Source organism: Flavobacterium adiutor (assembly GCF_048282555.1).
In the GTDB taxonomy this organism is placed as follows: domain Bacteria; phylum Bacteroidota; class Bacteroidia; order Flavobacteriales; family Flavobacteriaceae; genus Flavobacterium.
Window position 1 is genome coordinate 2,758,790 of record NZ_CP182487.1, and the last position, 16,898, is coordinate 2,775,687.

The following is a 16,898-nucleotide window of genomic DNA, read 5'->3' on the forward strand; positions in this document are numbered from 1 at the left end:
CATGAAAAAGGATCATAACATATTGTTGTGGGGAAATATTAAAATCTAGATATTTGTATGTTCAATCTATCCCCCAATGCAAGATTCTTTTATCGATATCCTTAAGTTGTTATTACCTGAGATAATAGTAGACTACTTCGAACTTACTTCTTATAAAAAGAAAGATGAAACACTCCATCTGTATTTAAAAGAGATTAATTCGATACCTAAAGAATACAGAGAATCAAAATTAAGCTCAAAAGGATTCTTCGAAGAGATAACGGTTCAGGATTTTCCTATCCGTGGACACCAAGTATATCTTCACATCACTCGCAGAAGATGGCTTAATGAAGATACTCGAAAGATCGTTTTTAGAGATTGGAATTTAGTAGCAGACGGAACTCGTGTAACCCAGGAGTTTGCGTCTTTTTTAAAAGAGATCAATAGATTCCAGTCCAAATGATTGTAATACCATTGCCTCTTTCTATGGAGTTTCTGGTAGAAACCTGCAATGTCAATACAAAGATTTTCTAAGTGATTTCAAAGTTTGGGATCAAATATCACATGCTAAAAAATGGCTTCTTTTTCCACAAAATATTGGAAAGCGTTTATCAATAGACGAAACCTCACTTTCAAATGGCGAACTCTATACTATTTTAACCAACAAATCCGGTAAAGGTAGAAAAGGAACTATAGTAGCTATGATTGCAGGAACTAAAGCAGAAACAGTTATTGGCGTTATTGAAAAAATTCCTCTTAAACAGCGGAATCTAGTCAAGGAAATTACTCTGGATATGGCCGGGAATATGGGATTGATAGCTAAAAAGTGTTTTGCTAATGCTACTCGAGTTACAGACCGATTCCATGTTCAAAAGCTAGCTGCAGAAGCCCTGCAGGAAATCAGGATTAAATATCGTTGGCAAGCCATTGATCAAGAAAATGATGCTATTGAAAAAGCCAAAAAGTCAAAAGTAAATTTCGAATCTAAAACACTTTCAAATGGGGATACCCTTAAGCAATTACTAGCGAGGAGTCGCTATTTCTTGTATAAATCCAAATCGAAATGGACTCAAAATCAAATAGAACGTGCTACCTTACTATTTGAGTTATATCCTGATATTCAAAAAGGATACAATCTAACTGAAGAGCTCCGTGGCATCTTTGAGAATACAACCGATAAAATCATTGGTTTTGCAAAATTAGCCAGATGGCATGAAAAAGTAGATCAATCTGGATTTAAGTCTTTCGGTACAATCTCTCGTACAATTATGAATCATTATCAAACCATCTTAAATTATTTTGATAACAGAAGTACTAATGCTTCTGCAGAATCATTCAATGCTAAAATAAAAGCATTTAGATCAAAATTTAGAGGTGTTAGAAATATAGAATACTTCCTTTTTAGGCTAACTAATATTTATGCTTAATTTTTGCATCCCCACAGGTTTTTGCTTTGATCCATGAAAAAGTAGATCAATCTGGATTTAAGTCTTTCGGTACAATCTCTCGTACAATTATGAATCATTATCAAACCATCTTAAATTATTTTGATAACAGAAGTACTAATGCTTCTGCAGAATCATTCAATGCTAAAATAAAAGCATTTAGATCAAAATTTAGAGGTGTTAGAAATATAGAATACTTCCTTTTTAGGCTAACTAATATTTATGTTTAATTTTTGCCTCCCCACAGGTTTTTGCTTTGATCCCGTACTATCTATGTGGTAAACAAGGAGTTAGGAGATAAAAAAAACGGGACAAAAGATGATTTTAATCTTTTGTCCCGAAGAGTGACCTCGACAGGATTCAAACCTGTAACCTTCTGAGCCGTAATCAGATGCGCTATTCAGTTGCGCCACGAGGCCTTATTTGTTATCTGACTATTTTTTTAGTAGCTTTGATAAATGCTGTTTGCGGGTGCAAAGATACACATAAATACTAGATAAACAAGCAAAATTTTACATAAAAATAAAAAAAGATGAACATTAAAAAGTATATACGTGATATTCAGGGATTTCCAAAAGAAGGAATTTTATTTAAAGATATAACACCTTTGCTTATTAACACTGAAGCACGAACAAACTGTCTTAAAATTTTGGTTGATTCTTTAGAAGGACAAAAAATAGACAAAGTTGTAGGAGTAGAAAGCCGTGGTTTTTTCTTCGGTATGTTATTGGCTCAGGAACTCAATGCCGGGTTTATTCCAGTTCGAAAACCTAAAAAACTTCCATTTGAAACTATTTCAGCTTCTTACGAACTGGAATATGGAACCGATAGTCTCGAAATACATACCGATGCTATTAAAAAAGGGGATCGTGTTTTGATTCATGACGATGTTCTCGCAACAGGCGGTACTGCAAAAGCAGTATGTGATTTAGTACATAAACTCGGCGGAGACATCATACAATGCAACTTTTTAATGGAACTTTCTTTCCTTAAAGGAAGAGATAAGATAAAGGGAAATCCCATATTTGCAGCTATTAATTATTAATTATCATTTTTAAATTAAGGACTTACTTGTATTCCTAATCTGGATTTTAGCTTTAAAAACAACAGGGAAATTGTATAAGCATCTTCTGCTGAAGAATTTCTGTTGCTTTTAGGTATTTTATATGTTTCACACAAATCATTCAGAGAAAACTGCTTGTCATTAATATCATGCAATTTTCGATACATAACATCAATATCTAGTGCTTCGTTTTTTAATCTTCCACAACCCAGTCTCTCCAATGCTGCATTTATCATTTCAATATCAAAGTTAACATGATGACCAACTAAAACGGCATTTCCAAGATAATCTATAAAATTTTGCAGTGCATCATTTTCCTGAAGTTTAGTCATTTTACTATCAATTATAAATTCGTTTGATAAACCATTATCGTGCAAATATTGGTATTGCAGTAAAACTGCTTCAAAATTATCCTTGATTATGATACTGTTATCAACTATCGCAAAAGCCCCAAGTGACAAAATAACATCTTTTACGGGATTAAGCCCTGAAGTTTCTGTTGAAATAGCTACGAATCTATTTGGTTTGGTTTCAAATTTTCCAAGGTAGTTTTTCCAAAAATCAGGATATTCTTTATTAATATTTTTCAGCCAGTCCAGCATATTATGAAAATTGTGTAAGTTGAAATTTACTTTTGATTAACTCTTCCAAATCACGCATAGGAGCTAATGCGTTCTTTAATTTTTCTTTATCTGCTTTAGATAATTCTTTTATGTTTATGTATTGACCAGAGTCATCATTTTTTAACCCTTCAATTGTTCTGAATTTTAATAATGTTAGAAAAGCTTCCGCACAGCTAAGGTATATTTCAGCATTTTTAGAGTCTGAAATGGCAAGTTGCTTAAATCTTAGATAAGTGTTATTTATTCCTTTAATATTCGAACTCAGAATTAAGAGTCTTGCAGAATCGATTAAAGGCATTAATGCTCTCGTTTTAATATCAAATTTCATCTTATGAGGGCCTTCCTCTTCTAAAATAAACTTTTTGAAAAAACTTAATGGAGAATTCTTTTTTAAAGCATCGTTTCCTAAAAAGTCAAAAAATAACGTGTTGTTGATTGCATTTTTAAAGATGACATTTTCAATTGCTTCTTCGATTTTAGGTTCCCCAAAAACAATTTCATAGTCAAAGAAAATACTACTCAGGTCATTACTGTTTTCACCTGGAGTATTCATCCAGCTATTGTATTGTTTTATCCAGTCTGTCAATGATTTACACCAAAGCATATTGCTTCCCATATGACCATTTGGACAAAATTCATAACCCACTTTTTCAAGAAGTGAGGTAGTTCTTTTAGCTAATCTTAAAAAATAATCTTTTACCTCTCGGTATTTTTCCGGAGTAACATCTTCAAAAATTAATATACTGTCCTGATCCGTAAGTAAAAGCTGTTCTTTCCTCCCCTGGCTTCCTATACTTAGCCATGCAAAACGGGCAGGAGGGGAGCCCAGATCTAAAATGGTTAATTCAACTGAGCGCTTAATTAACGCCAGATTAATTTCATTAGCAATATTGCAGACATGTGAAATCGGAATATTTTTTTGAATTGAATTCTGAATTAAATCGGATAACCGGTCTCTAATCTGTTTTAAATCTTTTGGCAATTGTGATCTCTTGATTTCTTTAATCAAAACACCAGGATTGCTGGCCTGGGCAACAACTAAATCATGTTCGGAAATAATACCTTTAACAGCCGATTTGTTAGTCCCGTCTTTAGTCACACATAAATGCGTTACATTATGCTTTAGCATTAATAATTGTGCCTCCGCTAAGGATACATTTTCAATAACGGTTACAACAGGAGAAGACATAATTTTGTCTATCGTTTCCGTAATTGAATAACGTCCTGTCGCTATTTTTGAAGATAAATCAGCATCGGTCAAAATACCTACAGGATTGTTGTTTTCGCAAACGACAATATTATCAACCATTGCATCAGTCATTAAAATAGCGACATCTTTTACAATTTTATCAGCTGTAGTCGTGAGTGGTGAATTATTATAAGTAAGAGACTGAATATATTGCAGCTCTGATTGTGTGTCTGAATAAAATCCGTTATCGGGCATTAATTTATTTGAAGAATTCACATTGTCTTTCGTATGACGTGAATTAATTGCAAAACTTTCTAATAAGAAGTTTAAAACATCTGAATTATTAGCAACGAATGGCCTGAAAACTGCAATAGGAATAGCATAAACAATACTTTCTTCACGCGCTTTGGCAGTCATCATGTAATTGTTTTTTGCAAAGAAAGGACGCAGACCAAAAATATCACCTTCATGACATTTGTTTATAATAGTTTCTTCTGCATCTGCAATGGTTGTAAGATTAATGATCCCTGAAGAGACCACATAAAAACTATCATGAAGGACATCGTTGTTTTGAAACAACACTGCGTTTTTTTCTAAATTTATAACACGGATATTCGTAGCAATATTAAAAAGTTCCTGAAATGTCAAATTATTAAATGGCGGATATTCTTTTAAAAAATCCGCTATATGTTCAGCAATTGTATTCATAGTAAGTTTAATATAGTCAAATGTAAAAATAATAAAATAATAAATCACTTTATGATATTCTTACAACTAAACGGAGGATTTAAATAATTATTGATTTTTTATATTTTTTTTTGATTAAATAAGTTAATTTTTAATTGTATTTATTTGATTATCTTATATTTAAGAATATTTATTTGATTCCCGATTTATAACGTAATTAATTCTAAGGATATGGACTAAAAATAGAATATGATTAAAATAACGAAAATTTCTATTTTACATAATATAAATTATAGTTCAAAATATAAATCAATTAAAAAGGACTAACTTTACAAATAATGTTAATCCTTTTTAATGGTTTTTAGATTTTTTTTAAATAAACTGCTTTACCATTTAATGAAACTTCAATTTCGTTTTTTTGCTCATTGAATGTTGTTCTTAAAATATTACCTCTGAAAACAGAAACATCACCGTAAATTTTTCCGGTCTCTGGTGATGCATATTCGAATAATAATTTTTTATTATCAGGCTCAATTCCTAATTTATAGCTTGAAAATTTAGTGCCTGTTAAATCAAATTGTTGCTGGGAATCAATGATTTTTCCGTCTGCATAAAAATTTGTAATGGACTTATTGAGTGTAATATCCGGATAATATTCATTTACCATTTTGAGCAGTTCGTATTGTGATGCGCTCACTTCTTCAATTTTTGATGAAATTGTCTGTGCAAATGAAAATGTGCTAAAAATAAAAGCTAACAATAAAGTGATTTTTTTCATAATATTTTTTTTTAATTAGTGCAATAATTTTAGTTATTAATAACCCAAATTTTGCGAAAAAGATTATTCTTTCAGATGTTAAGGTAGTAAATATTTATCTTTGCGGGAAATTTAAAGTAATATTTTAAGAAAATGACAACAAAAAAACACATACAACTCATACTCATTCTTGGATCTATGACCGCACTTGGTCCTTTTTCGATAGATATGTATCTGCCCGGATTTTCAGGAATTGCAGCAGATTTAAATACTAATGTTGCAAAAGTTTCCATGAGTTTATCAAGTTATTTTATTGGTATTTCTGCAGGTCAGTTGCTTTATGGTCCTTTATTAGATCGTTTTGGACGCAAGAAACCTTTATTCTTTGGTTTGCTGGTGTATATTTTAGCTTCTTTGGGATGTGTATATGTTACAGATGTTGATACTTTTATATTTCTGCGATTTGTTCAGGCGGTTGGAAGCTGTGCTGCAACGGTCGCTTCTGTTGCTATGGTCAGGGATTTGTTTCCTGTAAAGGAGATTCCGAAAGTTTTTTCACTATTGATGCTTGTTCTTGGTCTTTCGCCAATGCTGGCGCCAACAATTGGAGGCTACATAACTGAAGATTATGGATGGCATATCGTGTTTTTGATTTTAATGTGTATGGGAATTGCTATTCTTATAGCTTCGCAAATTGGTCTTCCAAATAGTTATAAACCTGATACTTCGATTTCGTTAAAACCGAAACCTATTATTTCGAATTTCTTCAAAGTTCTGAAAAACCCTCAGTTTTTTACTTATGCATTTACAGGAGCAATCGCTTTTTCGGGATTATTTTCATACGTGGCGGCCTCCCCGATTATTTTTATGGATATCTATCATGTCGATGCTAAGACATATGGATGGATTTTTGCTTTTATGTCAGTAAGTTTTATTGGTTCCAGTCAGTTGAACTCGGTTTTATTAAAGAAATTTTCCAGTGAACAGATGATATTTAGTGCCCTAATTACACAGTCATTAATAAGTATTGTTTTTCTGGTTCTTTCATGGAATAACCTTATAGGGTTATACGGAACTATTGGAATGTTATTTTTGTTTTTAGGCTGTTTGGGGATTTCTAATCCTAATACAGCCGGACTTACACTAGCTCCTTTTGCTAAAAACGCCGGAAGCGCATCTGCCTTGATGGGAGCTATCCAGCTTGGTTTAGGAGCTTTAGCTTCTTTTGCTGTTGGTAGTTTTGTGAAAGATTCTATTGTGCCAATGGTAGTAATCATGACATCGACGACTATTTTAGCCTTTATTATTCTGAATATTGGAAAACGTTTCATCAAAGAAAAAATAGAAGTATCCGCTGAAGATGAAATTACAATTGGTCATTAAAATGTATATAAAAAAACCGGAACTCTAAATTGGAATTCCGGTTTTTTTTACGACTGTTTTTTATCTGGTCTGATGATCATTCTAAGTGATTGATCTCTTGCAAAATAAGCGACCATCCAATTGTAAAAAGTGTTTATTCTGTTTCTGTAAGTGATTAATGATATTAAATGAACAAATAGCCAGATAAACCAAGCGAAGAATCCTTTGAAATGCCATTTTGGTTTTGGTAAGTCAACTACAGCTTTGTTTTTTCCAATAATTGCCATTGATCCTTTGTCTTTGTAAATAAAAGGTTTAAGTGGCTTGTTTTGAAGTAAAGCTTTGAAGTTTTTGGCAAGGTTTATTCCTTGTTGAATCGCAACCTGCGCTACCTGAGGATGTCCATTAGGGAAATTTTTATCAGTAGTTAAAATGGCTGTATCACCAATAGCATATATGTTCTCTGTTGCATTGACTTTATTATATGCATCCGTAGCCATTCTTCGTCCACGTCCATAACTTTCGGCTGGCATTCCCTCGAAAACCTTAGCAGTAACACCTGCAGCCCATATTAAATTTTTTGTTTTGATGGTTTCTCCGTTTTCAAAATATACGGTATCATCTACATAATCTGTTACTTTACTGTTTAGTTTAACAACAACCCCTAATTTTGTAAGTGCGTCTAAAGTGTCTTTTTGAGAAGCTTCACTCATTGGTGCAAGCAGTGCATCCCCTCCGTCAACTAAATAGATATTACTTGCAGTAGTATCTAATTCCGGATACTCTTTTAATAAGATGGTTTTTCGCATTTCTGCAAACATACCTGAAACCTCTACTCCTGTTGGTCCTCCACCAGCAACCACAATGGTTAGTAATTTACGACGTTTACGGATTTCTTTGCAAATTGCTGCTTTTTCGAGATTTTTAAGCAATGTGTTTCGCATCACGATAGCATCGTTTAAGGTTTTCATCGGAATAGCATTTTTCATCACGTTCTCCATACCAAAATAGCTAGTTTCAGCACCTGTAGCGAAAACAAGATAATCATATGATAATTCACCATTATTCAAGATTACTTTGTTTTCTGTAGGAACAACTGATAGCAATTCTCCTAAACGGAATTGAAGATTTTTTTTTCCGGCAAAAAACTTCCTAAACGGATAACTGATGCTTGAAGGTTCCAAAAAAGCCGTTGCTACCTGATATATAAGTGGTGGAAAAAAATTATAATTATTCTTGTCTACAAGTGTTACCTGTATTTGAGGATGATTCAGAAGTTCTTTTGCCAGATTTAATCCTGCAAACCCACCTCCAATGATGACTATATTCATAATGTTTTGTATTTAAGACTTTTATGTAAAAAACTATTTTGTTTGCATTACTTTATAAATTTAACACTAAATAATTTCAAGTACAAACTCATATTCGAAATTTATTTTTGAAAATTATACAAAATACATGGTATTAATTTTTATTCGAATTGTCTAATTTCAGCTTCATCATGATATCTGTCTGAACATCATTCCCTAGCTTAAAAAAGTGTTTATCAAATTTTACAAAGCCATTTTTTGTATAAAAACGTATTGCTTTTCTGTTTTCTTCCCAAACGCCCAGCCATACGTATTGCGAATTTTGCTGTTTTGCTCTTTCTATAGCTTTTTCATAAAGTAATTGCCCTATATTTTTTCCATGAAACTCTTTTGAGACGTAAATGCGTTCAATTTCCAGGGCATTACTGTCTTTCAATTCGGTTTGCGCTTCTGCGAAGTTTATTTTTAAGTAACCAATTACCTTGTTTTCTAATGTTGCAAAATAGAACTCAGAATTTTTATCTGTAAGCTCTGTTGTTAGTTTTTCGTTAGAAAATGCTTTTTCAAGATAACTATTCATATTTTCCTTAGAATTTGATTCTGAAAATGTTTCCTGAAAAGTCTTTCTGCTGATTTTCTGAAGCTGATTGATTTCTTTCAGCGAAATTTTTTTTATTGCAATATTGCTCATCACTAACTTTTAGAGTTAATTTACTTTTTGAATTTGCTGACAGGTTTTTCCGTTATTTCAACTTTGTTTTGTAAAACATAATTTGCCAGTAATTTTTCAATTAGTTCCTCTTTTGTAAGATGATGAAAAACAGTTTTAACCTTTGTTTTTAATTCACTTGAAATATCGTGATTTGGTTTCGTTTTAAAAATTTGTTTTGCCCAAAGCAATGTATTGTTTTCTTCAAGGCTTATGGCTGAAGGTTTTTTGAATTCATTAAATTTCAAACCTAATTCTCTTTCGAAATTAGCAATTTCAACAACTTCTTCCTGCTGTAAAACAGTTAATGAAAGTCCCTTTGCTCCTGCTCTTGCTGTTCTTCCGCTTCTGTGGACATAGTTTTCGTAAGTATCAGGCAAGTGATAATTGACAACATAGGAGATTTCTTTCACATCAATTCCCCTGGCTGCTAAATCGGTTGCTACTAGAATATTAATGTGTCCTTCACGAAACTGTTCCATAATTCTGTCACGAATTCCTTGTGACAAACTACCGTGAAGTGCTCCTGATGAAAAGCGGTTTATGGCCAGATTTTTATACAGTTTGTTTACAGCAGCCTTGGTTTTACAGAAAATGATTCCGCGTTCTCCTTCTTTTGAGTTTAAAAAATGCATTAAAACATCTAATTTCTCAATGGGATCAACTACAATATATTGGTGATCTATTCCCTGGTTTCCTACCGTTTCCATGTTAACACTTATCTGAACTACATTTTTATTTAAGTAGTTCTGAATTAACTGTTTGATGGTTCCAGGCAATGTAGCGGAAAACAATATAGTACGATGTTTTTTAGGAAGTTCAGCAATGATTTCGTCTAAACTTTCTTTAAGGATAGCAACCATTTCGTCTGCTTCGTCTAAAACCAAATACTGTGCTTGTTTTAAATCGATTGCTTTTCGTTGAATTAAATCAATTAAACGTCCTGGTGTTGCAACCACAATATGTGTTGGATTTCTAAGCCTCTCGATTTGAGGTTTTATTGGGATTCCACCACAAACAGATGCAATAGAAATATTGGGAATATGTTTTGCGAAATCTTCCAGATTCTTGAAAATTTGCTGTCCAAGTTCTCGTGTTGGAGCTAATATTACCGCCTGGACAATCGGAGATGCTGAATCAATCAATTGAAGTAAGGGCAGTCCGAAAGCAGCTGTTTTTCCTGTTCCGGTTTTGGCTAAGCCAACCAGATCATGCGTTTCAGATAAAAGTAAAGAAATTGTTTTTTGCTGAATTTCGGTTGGTTCAACAATATTCAATTCGCTTAGTGCTTTTAAAATTGGTGCTGAAATTCCTAATGATGCAAATTGCTTAGACATTGTTTTTATTTTAGGTTTTTAAATTTTGTTGTATGCGGATTTTAATAGTTATATATTTAAGATAATCAATATCTTAAAAAAACTAAAGCCCTAGCCCTGATGGAAACGGCATCCTTTTATGCCGGGGTTCGGCATAAAAGATATAGTGTACAGCAGGAAAGAGCTTCTTAATAAATGAAATATAATTTTAAAGTTCGATTGATTCCCCTATTTTTAGAAGCATCAAATCTTTTCCTTTGTCAAAGAATTTGCGAATAGATTCTTCATGATTGATTTCGATATAGCCAAACGTATCGTAGTGATAGCCGAGAATTTTGTCACATTCTATAAAATCAGAAGCGATAATGGCATCTTCGATATCCATTGTGAAATTATCACCTATTGGCAAAATGGCTAAATCCAGTTTTGTTCTCAAAGGAATCAATTTCATATCCATTGTTAGGGCAGTATCTCCAGCGATGTAGATGTTTTTATGTTCGCTTTCGATTACAAAACCTCCGGGATTTCCTCCATAGGTTCCGTCAGGAAAAGAACTTGAGTGAATAGCACTAACATATTTCACCTTTCCAAAATCAAATTTCCAGCTTCCTCCATGGTTCATAGGATGCGCTTTTAAACCTAATTTTGCATAATAACTTGCGATTTCGGCATTTGAAACAATGGTTGCTTCTGTACGATTTGCAATTGCCTCAACATCCAGAACGTGATCACCATGTGCGTGGGTAAGTAAAATATAATCTGCTTTTAATGTGTTTATATCAATCGCAGCTGCTAATGGATTTCCTGTGATGAAAGGATCAACGATGATATGCTTTCCTCCTACTTCAATCGCTAAAGATGCATGACCAAAATATGTAATTTTCATTTGATAAAATTTTAAAGTGAAACAATTATCTTCCTCCTAAAAAAAGATTTACAATAATGTCTGAAATTAATGAAATCATACAAACTGTTAATAATACAGAAAGTAAAAAAGTGCTTATCGCTAATTTTTTTAATTCCGGATCTAACAGTTTAGGATTCTGATTTTTATAAACAGTAATTAAATGTTTAATTAAAGGGATATATGCCAGTAAAAAAAGATACTGGTCAAATCTGTAATGGCTCAAGACAGCAAAAAAGATTACTAAAAGCATTGCTGTAGTAATCAATGAAAAGTGATAAATTTTGGCTTTTTTTCCTCCTATCTGAACTACAATTGTGTTTTTTCCAGATTTTCTGTCTGATTCTTCATCACGCATATTGTTCAGGTTTAAAACCCCGACACTTAATAAACCAATTGATACCGCTGGTAAAATTAACAGCGGGTCAACTTCTTTGGTATGCAGGAAATTAACGCCTAAAGTGCTTACAAGTCCAAAGAAAACAAAAACAAAAATATCCCCAAATCCTTTGTAGCCATAAGCAGAATTGCCAACTGTATAACGAATTGCAGAAGCAATAGCTGTGATGCCGAGTAATAAAAAGAAGATAGAATATCCAAAGTTATTTTCTCCAAAAGCAAAATATATCAGGATAACAGCAGACGAAAGTGTTAATAATGAAGTTATTATAATTGCTTTTTTCATTGCCTGTGGCGTAATTACACCACTCTGAATAGCTCTTTGGGGACCTACTCTATCGGCATTATCAGTTCCTTTTACTCCGTCACCGTAATCATTCGCAAAGTTGGATAAAACCTGGAGTCCCAATGTTGTTAAGATAGCAAACCCAAAAACTTTCCAGCTAAAAACTTCTGTTGGTGTATTGATTGTTTCTGTCGGATTAGATAAGGCGTATATACTTCCTACAATAATTCCGGAAACTGATAAAGGTAATGTGCGCAATCTGGCGGCTTCAATCCAATGTTTCATTCTGTTTTTTGTTTATTTTTGGTTTCAGGTTTAAAGTTTCAGGTTTTTACATAACGGCGTATGACCTTAAATTTGAAACCTTAAACAATTTTATTAATTTATGGCAACCATTTATTCTCGCCAAAATTTGGCTTTCTTTTCTCCAAAAAGGCATTTCTTCCTTCTTTAGCCTCTTCGGTCATATAAGCAAGACGTGTAGCTTCGCCTGCAAAAACCTGCTGCCCAACCATTCCATCATCTGTGAGGTTCATGGCAAATTTTAGCATTTTTATAGACGTTGGAGATTTTTGAAGAATTTCCTGCGCCCATTCGTATGCGGTTGCTTCCAGTTCATCGTGAGGAATGACCGCATTTACCATGCCCATTTCAAAAGCCTCCTGAGCGGAATAATTTCTTCCTAAAAAGAAAATCTCACGAGCTTTTTTCTGTCCTACCATTTTTGCCAGGTAAGCTGATCCGTATCCACCGTCAAAACTGGTTACATCAGCATCAGTTTGTTTGAAAATAGCGTGTTCTTTACTTGCCAGTGTCATGTCGCAAACAACATGCAAACTATGCCCTCCTCCAACTGCCCAACCCGGAACAACTGCAATTACAACTTTTGGCATAAAACGAATTAATCGCTGCACTTCAAGAATATTTAAACGGTGTTGTCCATCTTCTCCCACATAGCCCTGGTGACCGCGAGCATTTTGATCTCCTCCGCTACAAAAAGAATATATACCATCTTTTGTTGACGGTCCCTCGGCAGAAAGTAAAACAACTCCTATTGAAGTATCTTCCTGTGCATCGTAAAAAGCCTGATATAACTCTGATGTTGTTTTAGGGCGAAAAGCATTCCTTACATTCGGTCTGTTAAAAGCTATTCTTGCAACACCATTACATTTTTTATAGGTTATATCTTCGAATTCTCTGGCAGTTATCCAATCCATTTTTCTGTTTATTTTTTTTAATAATTATAGTGTAAAAATAAACCATTTTTACATTTTTACCTACTCAATTCTTTGTTAGTACTTTTTCTAAACAATATTCCAGTATATTTTAATAGTGAAAAAATAAAAAATAACACATTTTAACATTTGTGTTTAAAAAAAATAATTAATTTTACATCCTATAAATCAATAAGATACATTTTTTTTATTGCTTTATAGATTGACTTCTTTCACTGATTTATTAACCTAAAAAATGACTTTTTTTGAGAAAAATTAAAAAAATTGTCGCTCATTTTTTTATGGTTTTTAATTATAACACTAAAAACAATGGGCAAATGATTTATTCATATGTTTCAACTTCAAGAAAAAGATAGTAACACCGAGGGTTAAATAGTAGAATTGTTTGTTTCAATTTATCAAAAAAAGATTACGATAGATGAGAACTAAAAATTGAAAACTTTCTAAAAATATAGTACAAAACCAAAGGGTAAGCCGTGAAATTGATTGATTGTTGTTGAATAGATGGATCAATTATTTAGAAGACATACGTTAAAAGTAAATCTTAAAATTCGTAAAATTTTTACTTTTTAAAATGCATTAAAAATTATTTTATTTCTGTTTTTTTTTAATTACAATTTTTTAAAACTAGAATAAAAAGAGAAAGGCTATTCGTACAGGATAGTCTTTCTTGTTATTTACCGAAAAAAATAATTTTAAGGTTAGAGCCTGTTTAGATTTTATCTAATTGCTTTTTACGGCTTATTTTCCGTTATATTTCGTTAAATTTACTCAAAAACAAGTCTATTATTCTTTCAAAATTTGCCTCATCTATCGAAAAATAATCTCATAAAAATCTTAGAGCCTGTTTAAAAATGTAAAAAAAAGTCTTTATGAGTTAAAGAAACCGATTGGAATTATTCTTTTTGTGCTACCAAACTACAAATAAGATGTATCCAACCGATTTAACAGAAACTCAGTGGCAATTTATAAAAAAAACATTAGAATTAGGTGATAGAAAACGTAAACACAGCTTGCGTTTCATCTGGAATGCGATCAACTACCTTATTAAGAGTGGTTGTCAGTGGCGAATGCTACCTAGTAATTTTCCAAAATGGCAGCTTGTTTATTATTACTATTCAAAATGGGCAGATTTAGATTATTTTGATTTATTGCTTTCGAAGTTAAGAGAAGGAGTCCGTAGTAAAAAAGGACAAAATGCAGAACCCAGTTTAGGAATAATGGATAGCCAAAGCGTTCGTTGGGGAAATAATCGTTCTTTAAAAAGTTTTGATGGAAATAAAAAAATAAAAGGTATAAAACGACACGTTGTCGTTGATAAAAATGGCTTTTTATTAGCCATTATGGTAACGGTAGCGAGTATTCATGATAGCAAAGCAGTATTTTTATTGATCAGAACCCTAAAGGATTTACTTTGTTCTGTAAAAGTTATCCTTGCCGATGGAGGCTATAGAGGTGAAATTATAGAACAAGTTAAAAACAATTTTGGTTATATAATTCAAGTAGTTATGAGGTCGGATGATAAAAAATCAGGCTTCAAGCCTACACACAAAAGATGGGTGGTAGAGAGAACATTTGCATGGTTTGACAACGATAGAAGATTATGCAGAAATTATGAACTATTAATTGATTCTGCTGAAAACGTAGTCAAATTAGCAGCTATTAAACATTTATTGAATAAAATTTAAACAGGCTCTTAAACAGGCTCTAAATATTTAAATTTTAAACAGGCTCTATTAAGCGGTAAATTTTTATTTTTTAATAAATAAGTATTTTCTGAAAACTGGTTTATATTTATATATTTGTACTTGATCTTTTGAACCCAAAAAAGTGCTTTTAGACCGGACTTATTTTAAGGAACAAAAAAACATTGTTTTTTATTTTATTCACTACCAATTAATTAAAAAATAACTTAAAATTAAGTTCGCTTTTTGTTTGCAAACACCAAAAACGTTCCTATATTTGCAACCGCTTAGAACAACAAAGCACAATAATAGTCAAATTGGGGAGATACTCAAGCGGCCAACGAGGGCAGACTGTAAATCTGCTGTGAGAACTTCGCAGGTTCGAATCCTGCTCTCCCCACGGAAAGGCCGAAAAGCCGGAAAACTTAAAGTTTTCAATCTTTTCAAAAAGCCATAAAAAATGTCTTAAGACCTGCAAATTCAACGATTTGCAGGTTTTTTTGTTTTAGGACTATTTTCAATATTTATAAATCCTCACAAAATTAAAGGGGATCAAAGCAAAAACCTGTGGGGAGGCAAAAATTAAGCATAAATATTAGTTAGCCTAAAAAGGAAGTATTCTATATTTCTAACACCTCTAAATTTTGATCTAAATGCTTTTATTTTAGCATTGAATGATTCTGCAGAAGCATTAGTACTTCTGTTATCAAAATAATTTAAGATGGTTTGATAATGATTCATAATTGTACGAGAGATTGTACCGAAAGACTTAAATCCAGATTGATCTACTTTTTCATGCCATCTGGCTAATTTTGCAAAACCAATGATTTTATCGGTTGTATTCTCAAAGATGCCACGGAGCTCTTGAGTTAGATTGTATCCTTTTTGAATATCAGGATATAACTCAAATAGTAAGGCAGCACGTTCTATTTGATTTTGAGTCCATTTCGATTTGGATTTATACAAGAAATAGCGACTCCTCGCTAGTAATTGCTTAAGGGTATCCCCATTTGAAAGTGTTTTAGATTCGAAATTTACTTTTGACTTTTTGGCTTTTTCAATAGCATCATTTTCTTGATCAATGGCTTGCCAACGATATTTAATCCTGATTTCCTGCAGGGCTTCTGCAGCTAGCTTTTGAACATGGAATCGGTCTGTAACTCGAGTGGCATTAGCAAAACACTTTTTAGCTATCAATCCCATATTCCCGGCCATATCCTGAGTAATTTCCTTGACTAGATTCCGCTGTTTAAGAGGAATTTTTTCAATAACGCCAATAACTGTTTCTGCTTTAGTTCCTGCAATCATAGCTACTATAGTTCCTTTTCTACCTTTACCGGATTTGTTGGTTAAAATAGTATAGAGTTCGCCATTTGAAAGTGAGGTTTCGTCTATTGATAAACGCTTTCCAATATTTTGTGGAAAAAGAAGCCATTTTTTAGCATGTGATATTTGATCCCAAACTTTGAAATCACTTAGAAAATCTTTGTATTGACATTGCAGGTTTCTACCAGAAACTCCATAGAAAGAGGCAATGGTATTGCAATCATTTGGACTGGAATCTATTGATCTCTTTTAAAAAAGACGCAAACTCCTGGGTTACACGAGTTCCGTCTGCTACTAAATTCCAATCTCTAAAAACGATTTTTCGAGTATCTTCATTAAGCCATCTTCTGCGAGTGATGTGAAGGTATACTTGGTGTCCACGGATAGGAAAATCCTGAACCGTTATCTCTTCGAAGAATCCTTTTGAGCTTAATTTTGATTCTCTGTATTCTTTAGGTATCGAATTAATCTCTTTTAAATACAGATGGAGTGTTTCATCTTTCTTTTTATAAGAAGTAAGTTCGAAGTAGTCTACTATTATCTCAGGTAATAACAACTTAAGGATATCGATAAAAGAATCTTGCATTGGGGGATAGATTGAACATACAAATATCTAGATTTTA

The 16,898-nt window shown here is 32.7% G+C and carries 17 protein-coding genes and 2 tRNA genes; 7 read left to right on the forward strand and 12 right to left on the reverse strand.

Annotation, left to right across the window (positions count from 1 at the left end; translation table 11 throughout):
- Positions 1 to 76: 76 nt before the first annotated feature.
- The 3 genes from ACNC7R_RS11595 to ACNC7R_RS11605 all read left to right on the forward strand — a co-directional run bounded on the left by ACNC7R_RS11595 (position 77) and on the right by ACNC7R_RS11605 (position 1,654).
- A complete protein-coding gene (locus tag ACNC7R_RS11595; protein ID WP_417939511.1) occupies positions 77 to 442 on the forward strand; it encodes a transposase in 366 nt (121 codons plus the stop codon).
- A 190-nt stretch (positions 443 to 632) separates the two neighbouring features.
- Positions 633 to 1,406: an ISL3 family transposase gene (locus ACNC7R_RS11600; RefSeq protein WP_417943169.1), complete on the forward strand. Its 774-nt coding sequence runs from the start codon at positions 633 to 635 to the stop codon at positions 1,404 to 1,406.
- Between the two features lie 26 nt (positions 1,407 to 1,432).
- Positions 1,433 to 1,654, forward strand: a complete 222-nt coding sequence (locus ACNC7R_RS11605) for a transposase (RefSeq protein WP_417941249.1) — start codon at positions 1,433 to 1,435, stop codon at positions 1,652 to 1,654.
- 115 nt (positions 1,655 to 1,769) lie between these two features.
- Here ACNC7R_RS11605 and ACNC7R_RS11610 read toward each other — a convergent pair.
- Positions 1,770 to 1,843, reverse strand: a tRNA-Arg gene (locus ACNC7R_RS11610).
- Between the two features lie 113 nt (positions 1,844 to 1,956).
- Here ACNC7R_RS11610 and ACNC7R_RS11615 point away from each other — a divergent pair.
- Positions 1,957 to 2,469, forward strand: a complete 513-nt coding sequence (locus tag ACNC7R_RS11615) for an adenine phosphoribosyltransferase (protein ID WP_417941250.1) — start codon at positions 1,957 to 1,959, stop codon at positions 2,467 to 2,469.
- Between the two features lie 14 nt (positions 2,470 to 2,483).
- Here ACNC7R_RS11615 and ACNC7R_RS11620 read toward each other — a convergent pair whose 3' ends face one another.
- The 3 genes from ACNC7R_RS11620 to ACNC7R_RS11630 all read right to left on the reverse strand — a co-directional run bounded on the left by ACNC7R_RS11620 (position 2,484) and on the right by ACNC7R_RS11630 (position 5,764).
- Positions 2,484 to 3,089 (reverse strand): PolC-type DNA polymerase III, encoded by a 606-nt coding sequence (locus tag ACNC7R_RS11620; protein WP_417941251.1) that lies wholly within the window; start codon positions 3,087 to 3,089, stop codon positions 2,484 to 2,486.
- Between the two features lies 1 nt (position 3,090).
- Complete coding sequence (locus tag ACNC7R_RS11625; RefSeq protein ID WP_417941252.1) at positions 3,091 to 5,007, reverse strand: DUF294 nucleotidyltransferase-like domain-containing protein; 1,917 nt, start codon at positions 5,005 to 5,007, stop codon at positions 3,091 to 3,093.
- 340 nt (positions 5,008 to 5,347) lie between these two features.
- Positions 5,348 to 5,764, reverse strand: coding sequence for a hypothetical protein (locus ACNC7R_RS11630; RefSeq protein WP_417941253.1), 417 nt, complete (start codon positions 5,762 to 5,764; stop codon positions 5,348 to 5,350).
- Between the two features lie 132 nt (positions 5,765 to 5,896).
- On the opposite strand from ACNC7R_RS11630, the gene ACNC7R_RS11635 reads away from it, so the two are divergent.
- Positions 5,897 to 7,126: a multidrug effflux MFS transporter gene (locus ACNC7R_RS11635; protein ID WP_417941254.1), complete on the forward strand. Its 1,230-nt coding sequence runs from the start codon at positions 5,897 to 5,899 to the stop codon at positions 7,124 to 7,126.
- Between the two features lie 47 nt (positions 7,127 to 7,173).
- Here ACNC7R_RS11635 and ACNC7R_RS11640 read toward each other — a convergent pair whose 3' ends face one another.
- The 6 genes from ACNC7R_RS11640 to ACNC7R_RS11665 form a co-directional block, all read right to left on the reverse strand.
- Positions 7,174 to 8,436 carry an NAD(P)/FAD-dependent oxidoreductase gene (locus ACNC7R_RS11640; protein WP_417941255.1) on the reverse strand — a complete coding sequence of 421 codons (1,263 nt, stop codon included), beginning with the start codon at positions 8,434 to 8,436 and terminating at the stop codon, positions 7,174 to 7,176.
- A gap of 133 nt (positions 8,437 to 8,569) precedes the next feature.
- A complete protein-coding gene (locus ACNC7R_RS11645) occupies positions 8,570 to 9,106 on the reverse strand; it encodes a GNAT family N-acetyltransferase (protein ID WP_417941256.1) in 537 nt (178 codons plus the stop codon).
- Positions 9,107 to 9,126: 20 nt separating this feature from the next.
- The gene (locus tag ACNC7R_RS11650) at positions 9,127 to 10,461 is read right to left on the reverse strand and encodes a DEAD/DEAH box helicase (protein WP_417941257.1); all 1,335 of its coding nucleotides are present in this window, start codon (positions 10,459 to 10,461) and stop codon (positions 9,127 to 9,129) included.
- 187 nt (positions 10,462 to 10,648) lie between these two features.
- Entirely contained in the window at positions 10,649 to 11,326 is a 678-nt protein-coding gene (locus ACNC7R_RS11655; RefSeq protein WP_417941258.1) for a metal-dependent hydrolase, read from the reverse strand.
- 25 nt (positions 11,327 to 11,351) lie between these two features.
- Positions 11,352 to 12,314 carry a 1,4-dihydroxy-2-naphthoate octaprenyltransferase gene (gene menA / locus ACNC7R_RS11660; RefSeq protein ID WP_417941259.1) on the reverse strand — a complete coding sequence of 321 codons (963 nt, stop codon included), beginning with the start codon at positions 12,312 to 12,314 and terminating at the stop codon, positions 11,352 to 11,354.
- A 98-nt stretch (positions 12,315 to 12,412) separates the two neighbouring features.
- Positions 12,413 to 13,246, reverse strand: coding sequence for a 1,4-dihydroxy-2-naphthoyl-CoA synthase (locus ACNC7R_RS11665; protein ID WP_091498989.1), 834 nt, complete (start codon positions 13,244 to 13,246; stop codon positions 12,413 to 12,415).
- Positions 13,247 to 14,193: 947 nt separating this feature from the next.
- On the opposite strand from ACNC7R_RS11665, the gene ACNC7R_RS11670 reads away from it, so the two are divergent.
- Both ACNC7R_RS11670 and ACNC7R_RS11675 read left to right on the forward strand, forming a co-directional pair.
- Positions 14,194 to 14,952 (forward strand): IS5 family transposase, encoded by a 759-nt coding sequence (locus tag ACNC7R_RS11670; protein ID WP_417941260.1) that lies wholly within the window; start codon positions 14,194 to 14,196, stop codon positions 14,950 to 14,952.
- Between the two features lie 316 nt (positions 14,953 to 15,268).
- Positions 15,269 to 15,349 (forward strand) — tRNA-Tyr (locus ACNC7R_RS11675).
- Between the two features lie 182 nt (positions 15,350 to 15,531).
- Here ACNC7R_RS11675 and ACNC7R_RS11680 read toward each other — a convergent pair.
- Both ACNC7R_RS11680 and ACNC7R_RS11685 read right to left on the reverse strand, forming a co-directional pair.
- Positions 15,532 to 16,515: an ISL3 family transposase gene (locus ACNC7R_RS11680; RefSeq protein ID WP_417943128.1), complete on the reverse strand. Its 984-nt coding sequence runs from the start codon at positions 16,513 to 16,515 to the stop codon at positions 15,532 to 15,534.
- Positions 16,496 to 16,861 (reverse strand): transposase, encoded by a 366-nt coding sequence (locus tag ACNC7R_RS11685; protein ID WP_417939511.1) that lies wholly within the window; start codon positions 16,859 to 16,861, stop codon positions 16,496 to 16,498. The genes ACNC7R_RS11680 and ACNC7R_RS11685 overlap by 20 nt, the downstream gene beginning before the upstream one ends.
- Positions 16,862 to 16,898: the final 37 nt, after the last annotated feature.